Here is an 18,549-nt window from a genome sequence, read left to right as displayed (position 1 = left end):
GGGCTACTGCGCCGCCGCCAGGACCATGTTCGTGATCCGCTGCGACAATTCGTCGGCGTCCGTTGTGAACCGAGTCGGCGGCAGGTCTGCGAACAACGCGGATTGCTGCAGCAGCGCGAGTGCGGCGCGCACGGCGAAGTCCAGATCCCGCTCGGCTGTGTCCCTGACCTCGTCCTCGATGCTGGAGAGGAGCCGCGCCGCAAGGGATTCGGAGATCGCCCGGGCCAGCTCCGCCGCCTGTTCGTACATGACCGTGTTGTCGGCGAGCAGCACGCTGCGCAGCATGTGGTGGTGTGTGTCGTAGAGCTCGACGAGTTCGCTCACGGCGGTGGACACGAACTTCTCGTCGGTCCAGTCGGCCCGTTCGGGGGAGTCGAAGGCGACGGCGATTGCGTCGACGATGCGTTGCTTGAATCGCTCGTGCACTTCGAACAGTAGCGCGTCCTTGTCGGAGAACCGCGCGTAGATCGCGGTGGGCGCGCTGCCTGCACGCTTCGAGATCTCGGTGATCGTGATCTGCTCGAACGGCTTGAAGGCCAGCAGTTCCTCTGTGGCGGTCACGATGCGCTCCATCGTGGCGCGACTGCGTGACTGTCGCGGGGCGATGACTCGCGGGTCGGTCGACTTTCTGGGCATGGGATCACTCTAACCCCTTGACTGTAACGGTAATCTCATTACAGTTTCTCTCGACAGCACTGACTGCCGCGAACCGCAGAGGGCGGAGACGACATGACACAACCGGTGATAGTGGTGGGAGCCGGGCCTGTCGGCCTGGGAACGTCCCTGGAACTGGCTCGATTCGGCGTGCCCAGCGTGGTGCTCGAGCAACGGCCGGCTCCGTCCACGCATCCGAAGACCCGTAACTTCAACACCCGCACGATGGAGATCACGCGGGGGTGGGGGTCGCTGGCCTATCCGCGTTTCCGGGCCGTCGACACACCTCCGGGTTGGAAGAGCCCGATCCGCTTCTTCGACAACGTGACCTCCCGCGAATTCGGGCATCTGGACACCGCAGGATTCGAAGGACCGGGCCCGGCAATCAGTCCCGCGTTGCCGGTCATGTCGTCGCAGGATCGGTTGGAGGCGATCCTGCGCGACGCCGCCGCCGCGACCGGTCTCGTCGATCTGCGGCTCGGTCATCGCGTGACGGCACTGCTCGCGGGGAGCGCACCCACCGACGATCACGCGACCGTGCGCGTCGAAACCGGCGACTGCGAATACGAACTCACCGGATCGGCACTTGTGGCCGCAGACGGTGTCGACAGCTTCGTCCGGAATGCGATCGGCGTGCCACTCGAGGGGCCGCAGGGCATCCACCACTTCGTCAACTGCTACTTCCACGCCGATCTCGAATCACACCTCGGTGACCGCAAAGGCGTTCTCCTCTATGTCGCAGGATCCGCCGCCGCCGGAGTTCTCCAACCGCTCGACGCACGCGGCCGATGGCTGTGCCAGATCACGGTGCAGCCCGACGACTGGGACCGCGCCAAGTGGGGCGACGAACGTGTGACCGCGTGGGTGCGGGCCGCGATGGGCGTCGACGACCTCGAGGTCGACGTGCGCAGCGTCGGCACGTGGCGGATGAACGTCACCGTCGCCGAGCGGTTCGTGCACAGTCGCGTGGTGCTCTGCGGCGATGCAGCACACCAGTTTCCGCCGACCGGTGGCCTCGGGGTGAACACCGGAATCCAGGGCATGCACAACGTGGCGTGGAAGCTGGCACTGCACGTGCTGGGTATCGCGGACCACTCGTTGCTGGACACCTACGACGACGAGCGACGCGGCCCGGCCCGGCGCACCGCGGACCAGAGTTACGAGAATTTCCAGAACGTCGCTCGGCTGGGTGCGGCGATCTACGGTTTCGGCGAGCAGGGTCTGAGTGCGGATGCGATCCTGACCGAGACACGCCGCTACGGGAACCACCTGGGCGTCGAATTCGGCACGCGATACAGTTCGGCGGCCGTCGTCCCCGACGGAACCACGCCTCCCGCAGTCGCGGACGACTACTCGGACTACATCCAGAGCGCCACACCCGGATGCCGGGCACCGCACGTGTGGATAGGCCCGGATCACGCCATCTCCACCGTCGACCTGTTCACCTCGGGCGGGTTCACGTTGCTGACCGGGAGCGACGGCGGCACCTGGCTCGACGCGGTGGCCGAGCTCCGGAGGAACCTCAGGATCCCGCTCGCGGCCTACACGATCGGTTCGGTCGGGCTCGACGACGACGGCACATTCTTCGAGACGTACGGCATCGGCACCGGCGGGGCGGTCCTGGTCCGGCCGGACGGCTATGTGGCCTGGAGATCGTCGCGCGGCGGACCGGCGAACACGCTCGTCGACGCACTGATCACGATCCTGGGAAGGAACCAGCCATGAGCGACGTCATCATCGTGGGAGCGGGACTGGCAGGCCTGGTCGCCGCTCACGAACTCACCTCGCGGGGCCGTTCGGTGACAGTGGTGGACCAGGAGAACCACCGCAATCTCGGCGGACAGGCATTCTGGTCGTTCGGCGGCCTGTTTCTCGTGGACTCACCGGAGCAGCGCAGGCTGCGCGTACGGGACTCCTTCGATCTCGCGTGGCGAGACTGGCAGGGCAGTGCACAATTCGATCGACTCGCCGACGAAGACACATGGGCGGCGCGCTGGGCGCGCGCCTACGTCGAATTCGCTGCGGGCGAGAAGCGTTCGTGGATCTCTGAACACGGTATCGAACTGACGCCGCTGGTCGGTTGGGCCGAACGTGGTGACCTGCGCGCCGGTGGGCACGGTAACTCGGTACCCCGATTCCACGTGCCGTGGGGAACCGGCACCGGCGTGGTCGAGCCGTTCATCGCGAGTGCCCGACGCGCCGCGAACACCGGAGCGCTCACCTTCGCCCACCGCCACCGAGTCGACGAGATCGTCGTCACCGCAGGCACGGTCACCGGGGTTCGTGGCAAGATACTCGCCCCCGACGACTCACCGCGCGGGGTGGCCTCCAACCGGGACGAGATCGACGATTTCGAACTCACCGCACAAGCGGTGATCGTCACCACCGGAGGGATCGGCGGCAACCATGATCTCGTACGCAGATACTGGCCCGACGACCTCGGGACGCCACCGGCCCACATGGTGACGGGGGTTCCCGCCTACGTCGACGGGCGAGGTCTCGACATCGCGGCGGAAGCCGGTGCGCGACTGGTCAACCGGGATCGGATGTGGCATTACACCGAAGGGCTCCACAACTGGGATCCGATCTGGCCCGGCCACGGAATCCGCATCCTCCCCGGGCCCTCCTCGTTGTGGCTGGACGCGCTGGGACGGCGGCTACCCGCACCGTTCTATCCCGGCTACGACACCATCGGGACACTTCGCCATCTGCGCACCACGCCGGACATCGCCGGTTACGACCACTCGTGGCTGGTGCTCACCCAGCGGATCATCGAGAAGGAGTTCGCGCTCTCCGGATCCGAGCAGAACCCCGACATCACCAGTGGCAGTAAGAAAGCCGTACTGCGGGAGCGGATCTCCAGAGGTGCCCCCTCGCCTGTCGAGGCGTTCAAGCGACACGGAGAGGACTTCGTCGTCGCCGACACCCTCGCCGAACTCGTCGCCGGCATGAACGCGCTCACCGACGAACCGCTGCTCGACCTCGCACGCGTGAAGGCCCAGATCGATGCGCGAGACTCCCAGGTCGCCAATCCGTATGCCAAGGACGCGCAGATCCAGGGCATCGCCAACTCGCGACGGTTCCTCGGCGACAAGATCAGCCGTACCGTCCCGCCGCACCGTCTTCTCGATCCGGCCGCGGGACCGCTCATCGGTGTCAAGATCCATGTGCTGACCCGAAAGACACTCGGGGGCATACAGACCGATCTCGAATCTCGGGCTCTCGGCTCGGACGGCAACCCGGTTCCGGGTCTGTACGCCGCCGGTGAGGTAGCCGGATTCGGCGGTGGCGGAGTCCACGGGTACAACGCCCTCGAGGGCACGTTCCTGGGAGGGTGCCTGTTCTCCGGTCGCGCAGCAGGTCGCGCTGCCGCACAGGAGGTCCTGTGATGGCGGGCCCGGGACTGTGGGCAATCCTGCGAGGCCTGCGAACCCCCTCCCTCGATCCGTGGCGGCACCTCGACGAGCCTGCTGCCGCGGACGAACCGGGTGCGTTGCGCGTGTCCTTCCTGGGCGTCTCGACGATGCTGCTGACCGACGGTGACACCACGATCCTCACCGATGGCTTCTTCACCCGTCCGGGACTTCTGCGGGTGAAAGCCGGAAAGGTCGCCCCGCACCGCGACACAGTTGAGTCCGCGCTGCGGCGCTTCGAGGTGGGGAAGGTCGATGCGCTGTTCGTCGTTCATTCCCATTTCGATCACGCACTCGATGCGCCACTCGTCGCCGAGTTGACCGGCGCGCGGCTCCTCGGATCGGAATCTACGCGGAACATCGCCCGCGGCTACGGTTTCCCCGATTCCCGTGTCGACGTCGTCGTTCCGGGTGAACCGATCGAGGTCGGCCGGTTCACGCTCACCCCGTTGCCGGCCGTGCACAGCCCCGGAGATCTCGCGCCGGGACGGATCGAGCAGCCGCTTGCGCCGGGCGCGAAGGCCCTGGACTACCGCACCGGCGATTGTTATGCGCTCCACATCCGGCACGACGATCGGGCGATCCTGATCCAGGCGAGTGCCAACATGCTCGCCGGCAACTTCGATGCACGCGGTGCCGAGACCGTCTACCTCGGAATCGGTGTGCTCGGCAAGCAGGACCCGGAATTCCGCGAAGCCTACTGGCGACAGTTCGTCCTCGGCACCGGGGCGAGGCGGGTCGTGCCGATCCACTGGGACAACTTCACGGTCGGTCTGGATCGCCCGCTGGTACCTTTTCCGTCGTTCTTCGACGACTTCACCGTCACGATGGAGTTCCTCACCAGGCGCGCGGCGGCGGACGGTATCGAGGTTGCCATGCCGGTTCTCGGCCGGCGCACAGATCCGTTCCGGGCACGGTCGGGGTAGCGTCCCGGCTCGTGCGCGACGGGGGCACGGCCGTGCACAAGCCGATCGGGACTCGTTCCGTGCGGCGCGCGGGACTGATGTGTGCGCCCCGGGATCCGACCGGGTATATGTATGCAAAGGGGGGCGCGCACCAGGTCACACACGGTGTTCGGTGGTCAGCACTCTCCTCCCACATCCGAGAGGAGTCGATGTGTCGATCCGATCCACGTCCGATACCGCGGCCAGGTCCCAGGCCAGGTCCCAGACCCAGCGGCCGCTGCCGCCCCGCGCCGTCGAGCACGAAGGGCCCTCGTTCACCGAGGCCATCCATTCCCGTCTGTTCTCGAACTACGAGCCGCCGCGGGGGGATCGACCCGGAGCTGCCTGACGTCGACCCGGCCGTAAGGCAGACTGTCGGAGTATGAGTGCACCGTCGAAAAACCAGAGCACACGTATCGTCCTGGCGTCTCGCCCCAACGGAACACCGACGGCCGACAACTTCCGTACCGAGGTCGTCGACCTTCCTGCACTGTCCGACGGGCAGGTCCTGCTGCGCACCGTCTATCTCTCCCTCGATCCCTATATGCGCGGCCGCATGAGTACCGCGAAGTCGTATGCCGAGCCTGTGGAAATCGACGACGTGATGGTCGGCGGCACGGTCGGCCAGGTCGTCGAATCACGACACCCGAACCTCACCGTGGGCGACTATGTCCTCGCGGGCGCAGGCTGGCAGTCGCACGCGGTCATCAGTGGTGATGAGGTGCGCAAGCTCGACCCCGACGCAGCACCGCTGTCCACGGCGCTCGGCGTGTTGGGGATGCCGGGCTTCACGGCTTACTCGGGACTGTTGAAGATCGGGCAGCCCAAGGAAGGCGAGACCGTCGTTGTCGCGGCTGCGACCGGGCCTGTCGGATCTGCGGTCGGCCAGATCGCGAAACTGAAGGGTGCCCGCGCAGTGGGTATCGCGGGTGGGCCGGAGAAGTGCAAGGCACTCATCGATGAATTCGGGTTCGACGCCGCCATCGATCACCGCGACCCCGACTTCGCGCAGAAACTGGCCGACGCGGTGCCGGACGGCATCGATGTGTACTTCGAGAACGTCGGCGGGCATGTGGCCGATGCGGTGATGCCGTTGCTCAATCTCTATGCGCGTATCCCGGTGTGCGGTCTGGCGGCCCAGTACAACGGTGTCGACCTCGACCGACGCGACCGCCTTCCGGGGTTCTTCTCTCTGGTGCTGGTCAAGAGTCTCACGATCCGCGGGTTCATCCAGTCCGAGTTCGTGTCGGAGATGTACCGCGACTTCATGAACGACGCGTCGGGCTGGGTGCGCAGCGGCGATCTGAAATTCCGCGAGGACATCGTCGACGGTTTGGAGAACGCACCCGAGGCGTTCATCGGTCTGCTCGGGGGAAAGAACTTCGGGAAGCTGCTGGTACAGGTGGCGCCGGAACAGTAGTGCTCAGCGCCGTGGAGTGGCAGTCGACCAGAGCGCCCACAGAATCAGAACGGGCTGGAAGAACAGTCGGATGAGCCGCTTGCGATCGGTGTCGAGGCCGAATGCATCGCGGCTGTGGCGGTATTGCGCCACGTTGCCGGGGAAGACCGCGAGGAAGAACAACGCGGCGATCCGGCCGATGCGGACGCGGTCGCGTGGAAGGACCGCGAGGCCCGCTCCGAGCATGATCTCGACACCTCCCGACGCCATCACCACGCCGTCCTTGTCCATCGGCACCCAATCGGGAACCTGCGCCTGAAAGTCTTTCCGGGCCCAGAAGAGGTGACTCATACCGGCGAAGACGAGGGCAGCGGCGAGGAGATTTCGAGCAATCGTCCTCGGACGAGTGGTGGCTGGTGTTTCTGTGTGCTGATCACTCATATCGCGATCGTACGGACGGGGCGGCCCCCCGCAGCGGGTTCTCGACATCTTCGCGGCGGGGGCCGGCCGGATGGATCAGGCGATGCGCTCGAATACCGCGGCGAGGCCCTGCCCGCCGCCGATGCACATCGTCTCGAGTCCGTAACGGCCTTCGCGGCGGTCCAACTCGCGCAGCAGTGTCGCGAGGATGCGCCCGCCGGTCGCGCCGACGGGGTGCCCGAGCGAGATGCCGGAACCGTTGGGGTTGAGACGGGTGTCGTCCGCGTCGATGCCCCAGGTGCGGATCACTGCGAGGGCCTGCGCGGCGAACGCCTCGTTGAGTTCGATGACGTCGATGTCGGCGAGGGTCAGGCCGAGACGGCCGAGTGCCTTCTCGGTGGCGGGGACCGGGCCGATTCCCATGGTGCGGGGCGGCACTCCGGCCACTGCCCAGCTTGCGAGCCGAGCAAGTGGACGCAGGCCGAGCTTCGCGGCCTTCTCCGCCGTCGTGACGATCGTGAGGGCGGCGCCGTCGTTCTGGCCGCTCGCGTTCCCGGCGGTCACCGTGGATTCGGGGTCGGCCTTGCCGCGGATCGGACGCAGCTTCGCGAGCGTCTCGAGAGTGGTGTCGGCGCGGGGATGTTCGTCGGTGTCGACGACCAGCGCCTCACCCTTACGTTGGGGCACTGTCACGGGCACGATCTCCTGCGCGAACACACCGTTCTTCTGTGCGGCGACGGCACGCTGGTGCGATTGGACGGCGAGCGCGTCCTGATCCGCACGGCTGATGGAGAATTCGGCGCGTAGGTTCTCGGCGGTCTCGATCATGCCGCCGGGGACGGGGAAGTCGCGGCCACCGGCGGTGACGCGGGCACGCGCGAGCCGGTCGTTGAGGGCGACTGCCTCACCCTTGACGCCCCAGCGCATCCCGGTCGCGTAGAACTCGGCCTGGCTCATGGACTCTGCGCCGCCGGCGAGGATCAGGTCGCTGCCACCGGTCTGCACCTGCATGACGGCCTGCAGAACCGCCTGGAGGCCGGAACCGCAGCGGCGGTCCACCTGGATACCCGGAACCTCGACGCCGAGAACGGCATTGAGTGCGGCGATGCGTCCGATCGCCGGGTTCTCGCCGCTCGGGGAAGCCTGTCCGAGGATGACGTCGTCGATGTCGGAGCCGGAGATACCGGTGCGCGACACGAGCTCGCGGATGACGGTGGCGGCGAGGTCTTCCGGTGCGATGTCCTTCAGGACGCCGCCGAAGCGTCCGACCGGGGTGCGAAGCGGTTCGCAGATCACTACATCGGTCATGGTGTCTCTCCGATCAATTGGTCAGGGTGCGGGCGTAATCCGATGTGATCTCGTCCGCGGTGGCAACAAGGGCAGGGACCAGCCGATCGTGCAGGGTTTCGATCGGGTAGCGGGCGGCGTGGGTGGAGATGTTCACCGCGGCCACCACGGTGCCGGATGCGTCGTGGATCGGTGCGGCCAGCGACCGCAGCCCCTCTTCGAGTTCCTGATCGACGATGCAGAATCCGTCGCGTCGCACCCTGTCGAGTTCGGTGCGCATCGTGTCGTGGGTCTGCACGGTGGCACCGGTGATCGGTGCCAGATCGGCGCGGGCCAGATAGTCGTCGAGTTCGGCGTCGGGCAGACCGGCGAGCAGGACGCGACCCATCGATGTCGCGTACGCGGGGAACCGGGTGCCCAGGGTGATCGTGACGGTCATGATGCGGTTGACCGGCACACGCGCGACGTAGACGATATCGTCGCGGTCGAGCACCGACACCGACGTCGATTCGTGGACCTTCTGGGCGAGTGCCTCGAGGTGCGGCCGCGCGACCTCGGGCAGCGACAACGCCGACAGGTAGCTGTATCCCAGTTCGAGGACCTTTGGGGTGAGCCAGAATTGGGATCCGTCGGTGCGCACGTACCCGAGTTCGGTCAACGTGAGAAGGAAGCGTCGCGCGGTGGCGCGGGTGAGTCCGGTGGCGCGCGCGACGTCGGACAGGGTGCGACGCGGATTTTCGACGCCGAACGCCTTGATGACGGAGAGGCCCCGGGCGAGCGACTGGACGTAGTCGGGAGAGGCGTCCTTGGCGGGGACGTCCTTCACGGCCGGGTCCGTGTCGGTGTCGGTCACGACCGGTTCTTCTTCAGGTGGTCGGTGATCAACTGCGTGACCTTGTCTGCCTGTTCGACGTTCGCGAGGTGCGCGCCGGGCGCCACGACGTGGAACTCGGAGGTCGCGATGCCCTCGGCGAGGGTCTGCATGACGGTGGGCGGGGTTGCGGGGTCTTCTTCGCCGGCGATCACCAGTGTGGGCGCGGTGATGCGGGCGAGGTCGTCGCGTCCGTCCCAGGTCGCGAGGGCTTCACAGCATGCGGCGTAGCCCTCGTCGGTGGTGCTCTTCACCATCGTGACGTGCCGGTCGACGAGATCCCGGTCGCTGTCGAGGAGGCCGGGGCTGAACCAGCGCGACACGATGGATTCGGCGATGGAGGCCACTCCGTCGGTGCGCACGGTCCGGGCACGATCGAGCCACGGCTGCGCGGGCAGGAACGCCGACGATGTGCACAGCAGCGTGAGTGAGCTGATGCGGTCGGGGTGGTTGGCGGCGAGCCATTGGCCGACAGCGCCGCCGAGTGAGAGTCCGATGTAGTGCGCGACCTGCACGTCCAGTGAATCGAGCACCGCGATGATGTCGGCGCCCAGCTCGCTCATCGTGTAGGGGCCCTGCGGTGTGGGCGAGGAGCCGTGGCCGCGGTGGTCGACGGCGATGACGTGCCAGTTCGCGGACAGTGCGTCGATCTGCGGCTCCCACATGGACCGGTCGGATCCGAGCGAGCCGAGGAGGAGTACCGCCGCCGCCGACGGGTCTCCGTGCTGTTCGTAGTGCAGCGTGGCAGTCAATTCGTGCTCCATTTGTTCGCGATGAGGACGGGTGGACGCTATGCGGACAAGGCTAGAACGGACCGACGTGCGAAGCAACGGTTCGGCCTCATTTTGTTCGCATTGCGGACGAGAGTTCACATTACGTACGTTGCCGGTTATTCTGGCATGCATGGACAAAGTCGTTGCCTCCGCCGCCGAGGCAGTAGCCGACATTCCCGACGGTGTGACCATCGCCGTCGGCGGATTCGGCCTGGTCGGCATCCCCGAGTTCCTCATCAACGCGCTGCTCGATCAGGGCGCCACCAACCTGGAGACCGTGAGCAACAACTGCGGTACCGATGGGTTCGGTCTCGGCCTGCTCCTCGAGAAGGGTCGAATCCGACGCACCATCTCGTCGTACGTCGGTGCCAACAAGGAGTTCGCCCGCCAGTACCTCTCGGGTGAACTCGAAGTCGAGCTCACGCCGCAGGGCACACTCGCCGAGCGGTTGCGCGCCGGTGGTGCGGGCATCCCCGCGTTCTTCACTCCCGCGGGAGTCGGCACGGCCGTCGAAGAAGGCGGCCTGCCGCTGCGCTACGACGGGCACGGAGGCATCAAGCTCGCCTCCAAGGCGAAGGAAGTCCGCGAGTTCGACGGAGAGACCTACGTCATGGAACGCGGCATCGTCGCCGACTACGCGCTCGTGCACGCCTGGAAGGGCGACCGGCACGGCAACCTCGTCTACCGGGCCTCGGCCCGCAACTTCAACCCGCCCGCTGCAGCCTCGGGCCGGGTCACAATCGCTCAGGTCGAGCATCTCGTCGAGCCCGGCGAACTGGATCCCAACGAGATCCACACCCCCGGCATCCACGTGCAGCGAGTGGTGCACGTCGGCAAGATCGAGGTCGGAATCGAGAATCGGACGGTGCGCTCATGACTCAGACCGCCAAGGGCATGACCCGCGAAGAGATGGCCGCGCGCGTCGCTGAGGAACTCCGCGACGGTCAGTACGTCAACCTCGGTATCGGCATGCCCACGCTGGTGCCGAACTTCATCGAGCCCGGCATCGAGGTCATCCTGCACGCCGAGAACGGCGTGCTGGGCGTCGGCCCGTACCCGACCGAGGACGAGCTCGACCCGGAGCTCATCAACGCGGGTAAGGAAACGATCACCGCGATCCCTGGCGCGTCGTATTTCGACTCGTCGCAGTCGTTCGGCATGATCCGCGGCGGCCAGATCGATGTGGCCGTCCTCGGTGCGATGCAGGTGTCGGCCACGGGTGACATCGCCAACTGGATGATTCCGGGTGCCATGGTCAAGGGCATGGGCGGCGCGATGGATCTCGTGCACGGCGCCAAGCGCGTCATCGTGATGATGGATCACGTCACCAAGAAGGGCGAGCCCAAGATCCTCGAGGAGTGCGCACTTCCCCTCACCGGAAAGCGGTGCGTGCAGCGGATCATCACTGATCTCGCCGTCATCGACGTCACAGACGAGGGATTGAAACTCGTCGAGACCGCACCGGGCGTGACCACCGAAGAAGTGGTGGCCGCGACGGCTGCGAAGCTCATCGTCTGACGATCCGACTCTATCGATTCGGCGTCAGCGCGCCTCCGGTCCCTCTGGGTCCGGAGGCGCTTTGCTGTCCGCGGCGGGTGGCTCCTTCGTCGGCTCGGGTTGTTCGACCAGCGCATAGCGTGTTCCATAGGATTCGACGAGAGCCTGCAGGATCGCGACCACCGGAACCGACACCAGCGCTCCGATCGGTCCGAACAGCGTCGCCCCGACGATCACCGATCCGAACGCCACGGCGGGGTGGATCGCCACCGTCCGTGCGGTGATCCGCGGATGCAACACGTAGTTCTCGACCTGTTGGTAGAGCGTGCCGAACACGATCACCCACACCCCGTCCAACGGTTGCGCTGCGGCAGCGATGATCGCGGGTAGCGCGATGGCCAGATACGTCCCGAGGGTGGGGATGAACTGCGAGACGACGCCGGTCCAGATCGCGAGTGGCAACCAGTAGGGCACACCGATGACCAGCAGGAAGATGCCCGTGAAGAAGGTGCTGAACGCGGCGAGAATGAGCCGTGAGACCACGTAGCCGCCGGCCTTGTCGACCGACGTCTCCCACACCTCGGCGATCACCTTCTGCTGACGTGCGGGGAACCAGCTCGAGATGGTTCGCCGCATCTGCGGTCCCTCGGCCGACATGTAGAAGACGAACAGAAGGATCGTCAACAGCTGGAAGAGTGTGCCGACCAGGGTGCTGACGACGCCGAGCACACCCGGTGTGAATCGCTGCGCGAGATCGCGGACCGTGTCGGGCGTGATGTGGAGCAGATCGTCGCCGGTCTTGAAGTTGGTATCGAACGTCCGGTTCGCCCAGTCCGTCACACGGGACAAGGCGTCCGGAAGCGTGGTGAGCAGCTGCGCCACCTGTTCGGCGAGGAGCGCACCGAACAACGCAAAGAACCCGACCACGAGGATGAAGAGGCTGACCAGCACGATCCCGGTGCCCGCACCTCGTCGGAGGCCGCGCCGTTCGAGCAGGTCGACGATCGGTTCGATCGTGACGCTGAAGAGCCATGCCAGGAACAGCAGGCCGAGAAAGCCTTTCAAGTTGTGGAACAGCCACCCCGACATCTGGTAGAACGCGATCGCGAAGAGCGCTGCGATGATGGTCGGGCGCAACCAGCGAGGGGCATGCGGACGGCCTGCAGCATCGTCGTCGCTCATCGCACCTCCTCGGGCGATCGGCTCTGACGCGGAATTTACCCGCCGTGTCTGCTTCGCGTGGCGGTACCGACCTCCGTGGTCCGAACGAACCGGGCGGTAAGCGCGGCCACTTCATCGGCGTGTGACCGCGGCGACCAGTGCCCGGCGTCGAGGGGCACGCGATGAAGATCGGACACCCACCGGTCGGTGTCCTCGTACCCGACGGGTCGTACGGCCAGGTCGCGGAGATTCTGGACGAGCTGGACGGGAACGTCGGTTCGACGTTCTCGCGGCCGGAACAGATGCCTCCGGATATTCGCCCGGTACAACTTGAGGCCGTGCACCATGTCGTCGGCCACTGTGGGTGAGAGCGGGCCGATCACCGACGGATCGGTCCGGTCGAAGGCGCCGACGAAGCCCGGCCAGTGCCTGGCGAACCACCACCGCAGCGCGGGGTCCGGGAGACCCGGGATCTGGAAGAGGACGGTGTACGCCGAGGCCAATGCCTGTTCGAGCGGCCCCCGGGGGTGAAATTCCCTGAGGCGTCGTCGCATCCACATCCCCAGATGGTCGAGGTTGGGTCCGGACACCGAGGTGTACGACGCGATCCGCGCGGCGGCGTCCGGCTCACACACCGCCTCCCAACACAGCACCGCGCCCCAGTCGTGCCCGAGTAGGTGGACGGGCGCGTCGGGGCTCATCGCGTCGATCACCGCGAACAGGTCGGAGGCGAGGTGCGCCAACCGGTAGTCGTCAACGTTGCGGGGGACCGTGGAGGCTCCGGCGCCGCGGTTGTCGAATCGGATGATGCGGAATTCGTCGGCAAGGTGCGGCACGACCCTGTCCCATAGGGCGTGGGTGTCGGGCCAGCCGTGGACGAGGATCAGGGTCGGGCCGCCGGGGTTTCCTTCTTCGATGACGTGCAGCTCGATCGGGCCGTTGACGACGGTGTGTGCGGGGAGCGCCATGGGGCCAGGTTAGCGTAACTGGTAGTTATAGTTAATAGGGGAACGTCAGGAGATCGACCTGAGTCGTGCTCGGTTGCTGGGAATTTCTACGATGACGTGGCCTTTGTGGTGCTCAGAAGGAGGTCGTTGCATGACCACGCTCAGTGAAGCAGTGCTCCCACTCGTCAGAACGAAGACCGACCTGCATCGGTGGAGCGCCGCGAACGCCCACGGCCGGCGAATGCACGAGGCCGTCGACATTCTCGAATCAGCGATCCCGACGACAGACGCGGTCGAGATCTACGCCGTCACCAGCAGGGCGCTCGCGAGCGCCATCAGGGTGATCGCCCGAGCCGATGACTCCAGCGGAATCATCGGTGACGCGTGTCGTCGTCTTCTTGAACTTCACCCGCGGGTTGCTGCCGTCGCGAAAACTCCACAGGGAAAGCTTGTCGACTGGATGATGAAGTTCCAGTTCGACGGCGAAGTCGACTACTTCGAGATCGATCCGGTCGCGTATGCGCCGGCTCTCGGTGACCAGGGGATGGCCGACTACCGAGCAAAGCTGCTCGAGACCGAATCTGAGCTCGGAGCGCGTCCGTCGGAGGACGAGCGCTGGTCGTCTCCGCATTCTCGCGAGTGGTTCACGCTCGACTGGAATGCGAGGCGTCTGGCGATCTTGGACCGCGACATCGAGGCAATCGTTCGTACACACGCCAGGGATCGAAAGGTCGCGGCCTGGCTGGAAGACACTGCCGAAGCGTTCGAGGAAATCGGCGAGATCGATCTTGCGATCGAGTGGGCGAAACAGGCGACCGACTTCGACCGGGGGCACCAGTCGCTCAGGGCAGCGGACTACTGGTGCGGGCTTCTCGAGAAACACCGGCCGGACGATCTGCTGGACGCGCGACTCCTGGTGTTCCGCCGCTGGCCGTCTTCGGCAGCGGCCTCTCGCGTGTACAAGTCGGCAGGCGAGGCCTGGCCCGAATACAGTGACGAGGTCCTGAGTGTTCTTGCTGCCAACCCGAGCGACTCTGTGGCCTTCGCTCTCGTGACACTTCGTGACGCGCGCTTCGCGTGGAGTCTTGCCCACTCGCTCGGCCTCGGCGACGATCGCACGTGGAACGAGTTGGCCAAGGCATACGAGAAGGTCGAACCTCTAGCCGTTCTTCCGGTTCATCGGAGACTCGTCGAGAACGAGTTGGTCGAAGCCGGAGCCCAGCACTACCGCCTCGCGGCTCGTCGCCTTGCGAAGATGCGCACGCTTGCTGCGGGGTCCGACGAGGCTGTCGCGGTGGACGACTTCATCGCAGAGCTCCGCGGGACTCATCGGAGAAGGCCGCGCCTGCAGCAGGAGTTCGACCGCGCGGGGCTTCCTCGGTGATATTCGGGCCTGCTTGCGTGCCCGTTCACGTGTACTTCGGTCGTGACGCCTCATCCTCTTCATCGGTGAGTGCGGTGTCCGCGTCAGCGAACAGTGGCCCGAGGGAAGCCCCCACTGAGGGAGAGTGCCCAGTCGACGCCGTCGGGCGCGAGGACACCGGCTCTTGAAAGTCGATTGGCGGCCTCTCCGGGCTTCATCCTCAGGGAGTCGCCGGCTTCTTGGAGTAGATTGTCGGCGAGGTAGGCGGTCTTGCCTCGTCGGACGATCTCGTCGACTCGTTGGATCCAACCCTGAATATGCAACAGTTCTTTTGCGGTCTTGCGGTCCGTTACAGCGGTATCGCTTCACGGCGGATGTCGTCGTCCAGTCGGGGCTTCAGTCCGCCGTAGTCGATCAAGTCGACTTCCCGACCGAGGATGTGCTCGATGAGCTCCTTGAAGCGGATGAACTCGAATGATGATGTTTTGTCGGGTGATTCGACGATCAGATCGATGTCGGAGTCCTCCCGTGCCTCGTGTCGTGCGACCGAGCCGAAGACGGCGAGGCGCGTGAAGCCGTAGTCTGCGGCGAGGGTTTTCAAGATCGGCGCGGCGGCTTCGATCAGAACCTCGGGGTGTACGTCGTCGAGCTCAGGGGCTGACTCGAGTTTGCTGGCTCACTGCAGGCTGCGTGATGTTCAGTGCTTCGGCGATCTGCCGCTGGCTCATGCCGGTGGCGGCCATCGCCCGCAGTGCGAGTTGGCGGCGCAACCGCGCGACGTATTCGTCGCGGCGGGCATCGCGGTACTCGGCCAGCAGAGTCATAAGGTCATCTTATCGGCGTGTGCCGGTATTGCGGCCGTCACTGGTTCGGCCACGGCATCACCGTCGGCCCCGGCCACTCGGTCTGCCACCGGGCGGCCTTCGCTTCGTACACTTCCCGAGGCGCCATCACGGGATTGGGTCGCAGCGCCATGTTGAAGAGGTCGTCGAAACCGTGCGGGGCGTATACCTGAAGACCTGCGCCGGCCTTTCGCGTTACGCCGAAACAACATGTGGTGGAAGCGAAGCCGGCGCCAGGACCTGCGGCGGACCGAACTCGGACAGCATCCCGACCTGCATCGGTTGTGCCCTTCTTCGCGCCGCTCCGCGTCGGTGAGGATCGTCATGCGGAGGACTCTGAAACCTCGAGTGCAGTTGAGGTCAAGACGGAACAGAACCGGAGGGTCGACAACAAAACCGGCCCGGACTCGTATGAGTCCGGGCCGGCGGTGGTAGCGGGGACAGGATTTGAACCTGCGACCTCTGGGTTATGAGCCCAGCGAGCTACCGAGCTGCTCCACCCCGCGTTGCATTGCTAACAGTACACGATGTTTCGGGGTGCGATTACCAGGGTCGTTCTACGCCCGATCCGAGCCCAAGGTTTCGGAGTAGTACCCGCGGATGTGACCCTCGATCCGCCGGCGTGCGAGGTCGGGGTCACCGGCTCGAACCGCCTCGACCAGCCCACGATGTTCGTGACGCAGCCGCCCGCAGGTCACCGGCCAGATCGCGAGTGGTGCCCCGGCCAGGACGTATCCCTCGATCGACTCACGCAACCCGGCCATCATCGCCGCGATCACCTGGTTTCCTGCGGCGTCGGCCATCGCGATGTGGAACTGCGAATCGAGTACCAGGAACTCGTTCGCTGCCAGCTCGGTGTCGTCCATCGCGTCGAGCAACTCCTCGGCGTTGCCGAGATCCGGTGTGGGGTTGCGAGTGGCGAGCAACTGCATCACCTCGGTTTCGAGAACGAGGCGCGTCTGTACGACGTCGGCGACCGGGAAATTCTGGGCCGCGACCTGCATACGCATGAGCATCGTCATCCCGCCCGTCGGCCGCGACACGATCATCGCACCTGAGGTGGGCCCCGACCCGGTCTGCGACTTGAGCAGGCCCAGCGCCTCCATCACGCGCAGTGCCTCCCGAACCGACGACCGCCCGACACCGAGCTCGGCGGCGAGTACACGTTCACCGGGCAGACGCTGGCCCGGGGAGAGCTCCCCGGATACCAGCATCTGCTCGAGGTGGTTCAGCACGTGTTCCCACGCGCGTGGCTCGGACTGTGACGACATGACTCGACAGCCTATGTGTCGGGGCAGGTCAGGGCAGCATCCAGGACAGCACCGGAGTCGACTGCAGGTACACCAGCACACACAGGGCCGCGAGCATGACGATGCTGTACCAGACCACCTTGCGCAACAGTTCCGGCTCACTACCGGGCCGGTCGACGGCGGTTGCCGCGATGGTGAGGTTCTGCGGACTGATCAACTTGCCGACCACACCACCGGAGGTGTTCGCTGCAACCAGCAGCGTCGGATCGATACCGGCGGTCTGGCCCGCAGCCTGCTGCAGGCGAGCGAACAGCGCATTGGCCGAGGTGTCGGATCCGGTGACGGCGGTGCCCAGCCAGCCGAGAATCGGTGAGAACAGTGCGAAGATCGCCCCGGTTCCCGCGAGCCACGTGCCGATCGCGACGGTCTGCCCGGACTGGTTCATCACGTACGACAAGCCCAGCACCGTCGCGACGGTGGCGATAGCGAGGCGCATCTTCCACGCGGTGCTCCCCAGGGTGACCACGGCCAGACGACCGGTCATCGGGAACTTTCCGGCGTGGTTCCATATCGCGTAGACGACGGTGACGATGGCGCCCGAGAGGAGCAGGAGTGTGCCCGGAGTGGACAGCCACGGCAGCGTGTAGATCGCGCCGGTCGACGCGGATCCGTCCTCGTTGAGCAGATTTCCGTACAGGCCGGGCCACTCGATCTTGATATCGGTGGAGGCCAGCCACTTCGGGATGTCGACTCCGAGGGTCCACAGCTTGGCGATGCCGAACACCACGATGACGAGCAGGTATGGGAAGAGGGCGAACATCGTGCGGGTGGGGCCGATGGCTTCGGCCGACGTCTGTGAGAGCTGGTCGTCAGGGGTGTGCGGACCCCAGAAGCGCAGCATGATCACTGCGGCGGCCAGGCCTACCAGCGAGGCGACGACGTCGGTCAGTTCGTACGAGAAGTGGCTCGAGCACCAGAACTGGGCAAGCGCGAACGCGGCACCGGTGACCAGTGCGATCGGCCATACCTGGCGGAAGCCGCGGCGACCGTCCACGAGGAACAGCAGCAGCATCGGCACGAAGAGCGCCAGCACCGGGGTCTGGCGTCCGACGACGGCGGCGATCTCGGTGGCGGGGATGCCGGTGAGGTTGCCGGCGGTGGTGATCGGAATTGCCATGGCGCCGAAGGCGACCGGTGCGGTATTCGCGACCAGGACGGTGACGGCGGCGCGGATGGGAGGCATTCCGATCGCGATGAGCATCGCACCGGTGATCGCCACGGGAGCACCGAAACCGGCGAGAGCCTCGAGCATTCCGCCGAAGCAGAACGCGATGAGCATCGCCTGCACACGCATGTCGCCGCGGCCGACCGAGTTGAACACCTGCCGGAGGTCTTCGAACCGGCCGCTGACGACGGTGAGTTCGTAGAACCAGATCGCGGTGACCACGATCCACATCACGGGGAACAGGCCGAACGCGACGCCTTGCAGGGCGGACAGTCCGGCGAGCGGGGCGGGCATTCCGAACCCGAGCACCGCGATGATCAGCGCAACTGCGAGTGCGCCGAGCCCGGAATACCAGGCCTTGAGCTTGAATCCGGCGAGCAGGACGAAGAACGTCAGCAGCGGCACCAGGCCGAGTAGCGCGGAGGCAGTGAGGCTACCGGCGACGGCGGTCGTCGACGGGGTGAAGGTCACCGCAAGCAGATCGGTTTCCACAAGGGGCTCCT

The 18,549-nt window shown here is 65.9% G+C and carries 17 protein-coding genes, 1 tRNA gene and 2 pseudogenes; 7 read left to right on the top strand and 13 right to left on the bottom strand.

The genetic code is table 11. From position 1 onward, the window contains the following. Positions 1-3: 3 nt before the first annotated feature. Positions 4-636: a TetR/AcrR family transcriptional regulator gene (locus ACFWB0_RS11795; RefSeq protein ID WP_378490619.1), complete on the bottom strand. Its 633-nt coding sequence runs from the start codon at positions 634-636 to the stop codon at positions 4-6. 93 nt (positions 637-729) lie between these two features. On the opposite strand from ACFWB0_RS11795, the gene ACFWB0_RS11790 reads away from it, so the two are divergent. The 4 genes from ACFWB0_RS11790 (at position 730) to ACFWB0_RS11775 (ending at position 6,431) form a co-directional block, all read left to right on the top strand. Then, positions 730-2,379, top strand: coding sequence for an FAD-dependent monooxygenase (locus tag ACFWB0_RS11790; RefSeq protein WP_378490618.1), 1,650 nt, complete (start codon positions 730-732; stop codon positions 2,377-2,379). Beyond that, positions 2,376-4,043 (top strand): FAD-binding dehydrogenase, encoded by a 1,668-nt coding sequence (locus ACFWB0_RS11785; protein ID WP_378490617.1) that lies wholly within the window; start codon positions 2,376-2,378, stop codon positions 4,041-4,043. Before ACFWB0_RS11790 ends, ACFWB0_RS11785 begins: the two co-directional genes overlap by 4 nt. Next, positions 4,043-4,993 (top strand): MBL fold metallo-hydrolase, encoded by a 951-nt coding sequence (locus ACFWB0_RS11780; protein ID WP_378490616.1) that lies wholly within the window; start codon positions 4,043-4,045, stop codon positions 4,991-4,993. The genes ACFWB0_RS11785 and ACFWB0_RS11780 overlap by 1 nt, the downstream gene beginning before the upstream one ends. Positions 4,994-5,393: 400 nt before the next feature. Next, positions 5,394-6,431 carry an NADP-dependent oxidoreductase gene (locus tag ACFWB0_RS11775; protein ID WP_378490615.1) on the top strand — a complete coding sequence of 346 codons (1,038 nt, stop codon included), beginning with the start codon at positions 5,394-5,396 and terminating at the stop codon, positions 6,429-6,431. Positions 6,432-6,434: 3 nt separating this feature from the next. Here ACFWB0_RS11775 and ACFWB0_RS11770 read toward each other — a convergent pair whose 3' ends face one another. The 4 genes and pseudogenes from ACFWB0_RS11770 to pcaD form a co-directional block, all read right to left on the bottom strand. Next, entirely contained in the window at positions 6,435-6,851 is a 417-nt protein-coding gene (locus ACFWB0_RS11770; protein ID WP_378490614.1) for a hypothetical protein, read from the bottom strand. Between the two features lie 75 nt (positions 6,852-6,926). Next, positions 6,927-8,138: an acetyl-CoA C-acetyltransferase gene (locus ACFWB0_RS11765; RefSeq protein ID WP_378490613.1), complete on the bottom strand. Its 1,212-nt coding sequence runs from the start codon at positions 8,136-8,138 to the stop codon at positions 6,927-6,929. Between the two features lie 13 nt (positions 8,139-8,151). Then, the gene (locus ACFWB0_RS11760) at positions 8,152-8,970 is read right to left on the bottom strand and encodes an IclR family transcriptional regulator (protein WP_378490612.1); all 819 of its coding nucleotides are present in this window, start codon (positions 8,968-8,970) and stop codon (positions 8,152-8,154) included. Between the two features lie 14 nt (positions 8,971-8,984). Next, positions 8,985-9,740 (bottom strand): annotated as a pseudogene (pcaD, locus tag ACFWB0_RS11755) (3-oxoadipate enol-lactonase); the annotation flags it as partial. Positions 9,741-9,891: 151 nt separating this feature from the next. Between pcaD and ACFWB0_RS11750 the strand changes: the two are divergent. Continuing rightward, complete coding sequence (locus ACFWB0_RS11750; protein WP_378490611.1) at positions 9,892-10,638, top strand: CoA transferase subunit A; 747 nt, start codon at positions 9,892-9,894, stop codon at positions 10,636-10,638. Beyond that, positions 10,635-11,279, top strand: a complete 645-nt coding sequence (locus tag ACFWB0_RS11745) for a CoA transferase subunit B (protein ID WP_378490610.1) — start codon at positions 10,635-10,637, stop codon at positions 11,277-11,279. The genes ACFWB0_RS11750 and ACFWB0_RS11745 overlap by 4 nt, the downstream gene beginning before the upstream one ends. A 24-nt stretch (positions 11,280-11,303) precedes the next feature. On the opposite strand, the gene ACFWB0_RS11740 is transcribed toward ACFWB0_RS11745, so the two are convergent. Both ACFWB0_RS11740 and ACFWB0_RS11735 read right to left on the bottom strand, forming a co-directional pair. Beyond that, the gene (locus ACFWB0_RS11740; RefSeq protein WP_378490609.1) at positions 11,304-12,440 is read right to left on the bottom strand and encodes an AI-2E family transporter; all 1,137 of its coding nucleotides are present in this window, start codon (positions 12,438-12,440) and stop codon (positions 11,304-11,306) included. Positions 12,441-12,475: 35 nt separating this feature from the next. Further along, a complete protein-coding gene (locus ACFWB0_RS11735; RefSeq protein WP_378490608.1) occupies positions 12,476-13,387 on the bottom strand; it encodes an alpha/beta fold hydrolase in 912 nt (303 codons plus the stop codon). 130 nt (positions 13,388-13,517) lie between these two features. Here ACFWB0_RS11735 and ACFWB0_RS11730 point away from each other — a divergent pair, with 130 nt between their 5' ends. Then, a complete protein-coding gene (locus ACFWB0_RS11730; protein WP_378490607.1) occupies positions 13,518-14,750 on the top strand; it encodes a DUF6880 family protein in 1,233 nt (410 codons plus the stop codon). A 328-nt stretch (positions 14,751-15,078) separates the two neighbouring features. Here ACFWB0_RS11730 and ACFWB0_RS11725 read toward each other — a convergent pair whose 3' ends face one another. The 6 genes and pseudogenes from ACFWB0_RS11725 to ACFWB0_RS11700 all read right to left on the bottom strand — a co-directional run bounded on the left by ACFWB0_RS11725 (position 15,079) and on the right by ACFWB0_RS11700 (position 18,538). Then, positions 15,079-15,330, bottom strand: coding sequence for a nucleotidyltransferase family protein (locus ACFWB0_RS11725; RefSeq protein ID WP_378490606.1), 252 nt, complete (start codon positions 15,328-15,330; stop codon positions 15,079-15,081). A gap of 49 nt (positions 15,331-15,379) precedes the next feature. Continuing rightward, the gene (locus tag ACFWB0_RS11720; RefSeq protein WP_378490605.1) at positions 15,380-15,553 is read right to left on the bottom strand and encodes a helix-turn-helix domain-containing protein; all 174 of its coding nucleotides are present in this window, start codon (positions 15,551-15,553) and stop codon (positions 15,380-15,382) included. A 37-nt stretch (positions 15,554-15,590) separates the two neighbouring features. After that, positions 15,591-15,788: pseudogene (locus ACFWB0_RS11715) on the bottom strand (nucleotidyltransferase family protein); the annotation flags it as partial. Positions 15,789-16,000: 212 nt separating this feature from the next. Next, positions 16,001-16,077, bottom strand: a tRNA-Met gene (locus ACFWB0_RS11710). Between the two features lie 51 nt (positions 16,078-16,128). Further along, positions 16,129-16,842 carry a FadR/GntR family transcriptional regulator gene (locus tag ACFWB0_RS11705; RefSeq protein WP_378490604.1) on the bottom strand — a complete coding sequence of 238 codons (714 nt, stop codon included), beginning with the start codon at positions 16,840-16,842 and terminating at the stop codon, positions 16,129-16,131. 28 nt (positions 16,843-16,870) lie between these two features. After that, positions 16,871-18,538 (bottom strand): L-lactate permease, encoded by a 1,668-nt coding sequence (locus tag ACFWB0_RS11700; RefSeq protein WP_378490603.1) that lies wholly within the window; start codon positions 18,536-18,538, stop codon positions 16,871-16,873. Positions 18,539-18,549 lie beyond the last annotated feature (11 nt).

This window comes from Rhodococcus sp. NPDC060086 (assembly GCF_042730275.1).
In the GTDB taxonomy this organism is placed as follows: Bacteria; Actinomycetota; Actinomycetes; order Mycobacteriales; family Mycobacteriaceae; genus Rhodococcus.
Note: the sequence above shows the minus strand (reverse complement) of the source record. Positions and strands in the feature narration are given on the sequence as shown.

Excerpts from the sequence above, each read along its gene's own strand:
- ACFWB0_RS11795 (WP_378490619.1), bottom strand. The coding sequence starts at position 636 with ATGCCCAGAAAGTCGACCGACCCGCGAGTCATCGCCCCGCGACAGTCA.
- ACFWB0_RS11790 (WP_378490618.1), top strand. The coding sequence starts at position 730 with ATGACACAACCGGTGATAGTGGTGGGAGCCGGGCCTGTCGGCCTGGGA.
- ACFWB0_RS11785 (WP_378490617.1), top strand. The coding sequence starts at position 2,376 with ATGAGCGACGTCATCATCGTGGGAGCGGGACTGGCAGGCCTGGTCGCC.
- ACFWB0_RS11780 (WP_378490616.1), top strand. The coding sequence starts at position 4,043 with ATGGCGGGCCCGGGACTGTGGGCAATCCTGCGAGGCCTGCGAACCCCC.
- ACFWB0_RS11775 (WP_378490615.1), top strand. The coding sequence starts at position 5,394 with ATGAGTGCACCGTCGAAAAACCAGAGCACACGTATCGTCCTGGCGTCT.
- ACFWB0_RS11770 (WP_378490614.1), bottom strand. The coding sequence starts at position 6,851 with ATGAGTGATCAGCACACAGAAACACCAGCCACCACTCGTCCGAGGACG.
- ACFWB0_RS11765 (WP_378490613.1), bottom strand. The coding sequence starts at position 8,138 with ATGACCGATGTAGTGATCTGCGAACCGCTTCGCACCCCGGTCGGACGC.
- ACFWB0_RS11750 (WP_378490611.1), top strand. The coding sequence starts at position 9,892 with ATGGACAAAGTCGTTGCCTCCGCCGCCGAGGCAGTAGCCGACATTCCC.
- ACFWB0_RS11745 (WP_378490610.1), top strand. The coding sequence starts at position 10,635 with ATGACTCAGACCGCCAAGGGCATGACCCGCGAAGAGATGGCCGCGCGC.
- ACFWB0_RS11740 (WP_378490609.1), bottom strand. The coding sequence starts at position 12,440 with ATGAGCGACGACGATGCTGCAGGCCGTCCGCATGCCCCTCGCTGGTTG.
- ACFWB0_RS11735 (WP_378490608.1), bottom strand. The coding sequence starts at position 13,387 with ATGGCGCTCCCCGCACACACCGTCGTCAACGGCCCGATCGAGCTGCAC.
- ACFWB0_RS11730 (WP_378490607.1), top strand. The coding sequence starts at position 13,518 with ATGACCACGCTCAGTGAAGCAGTGCTCCCACTCGTCAGAACGAAGACC.
- ACFWB0_RS11720 (WP_378490605.1), bottom strand. The coding sequence starts at position 15,553 with ATGACTCTGCTGGCCGAGTACCGCGATGCCCGCCGCGACGAATACGTC.
- ACFWB0_RS11705 (WP_378490604.1), bottom strand. The coding sequence starts at position 16,842 with ATGTCGTCACAGTCCGAGCCACGCGCGTGGGAACACGTGCTGAACCAC.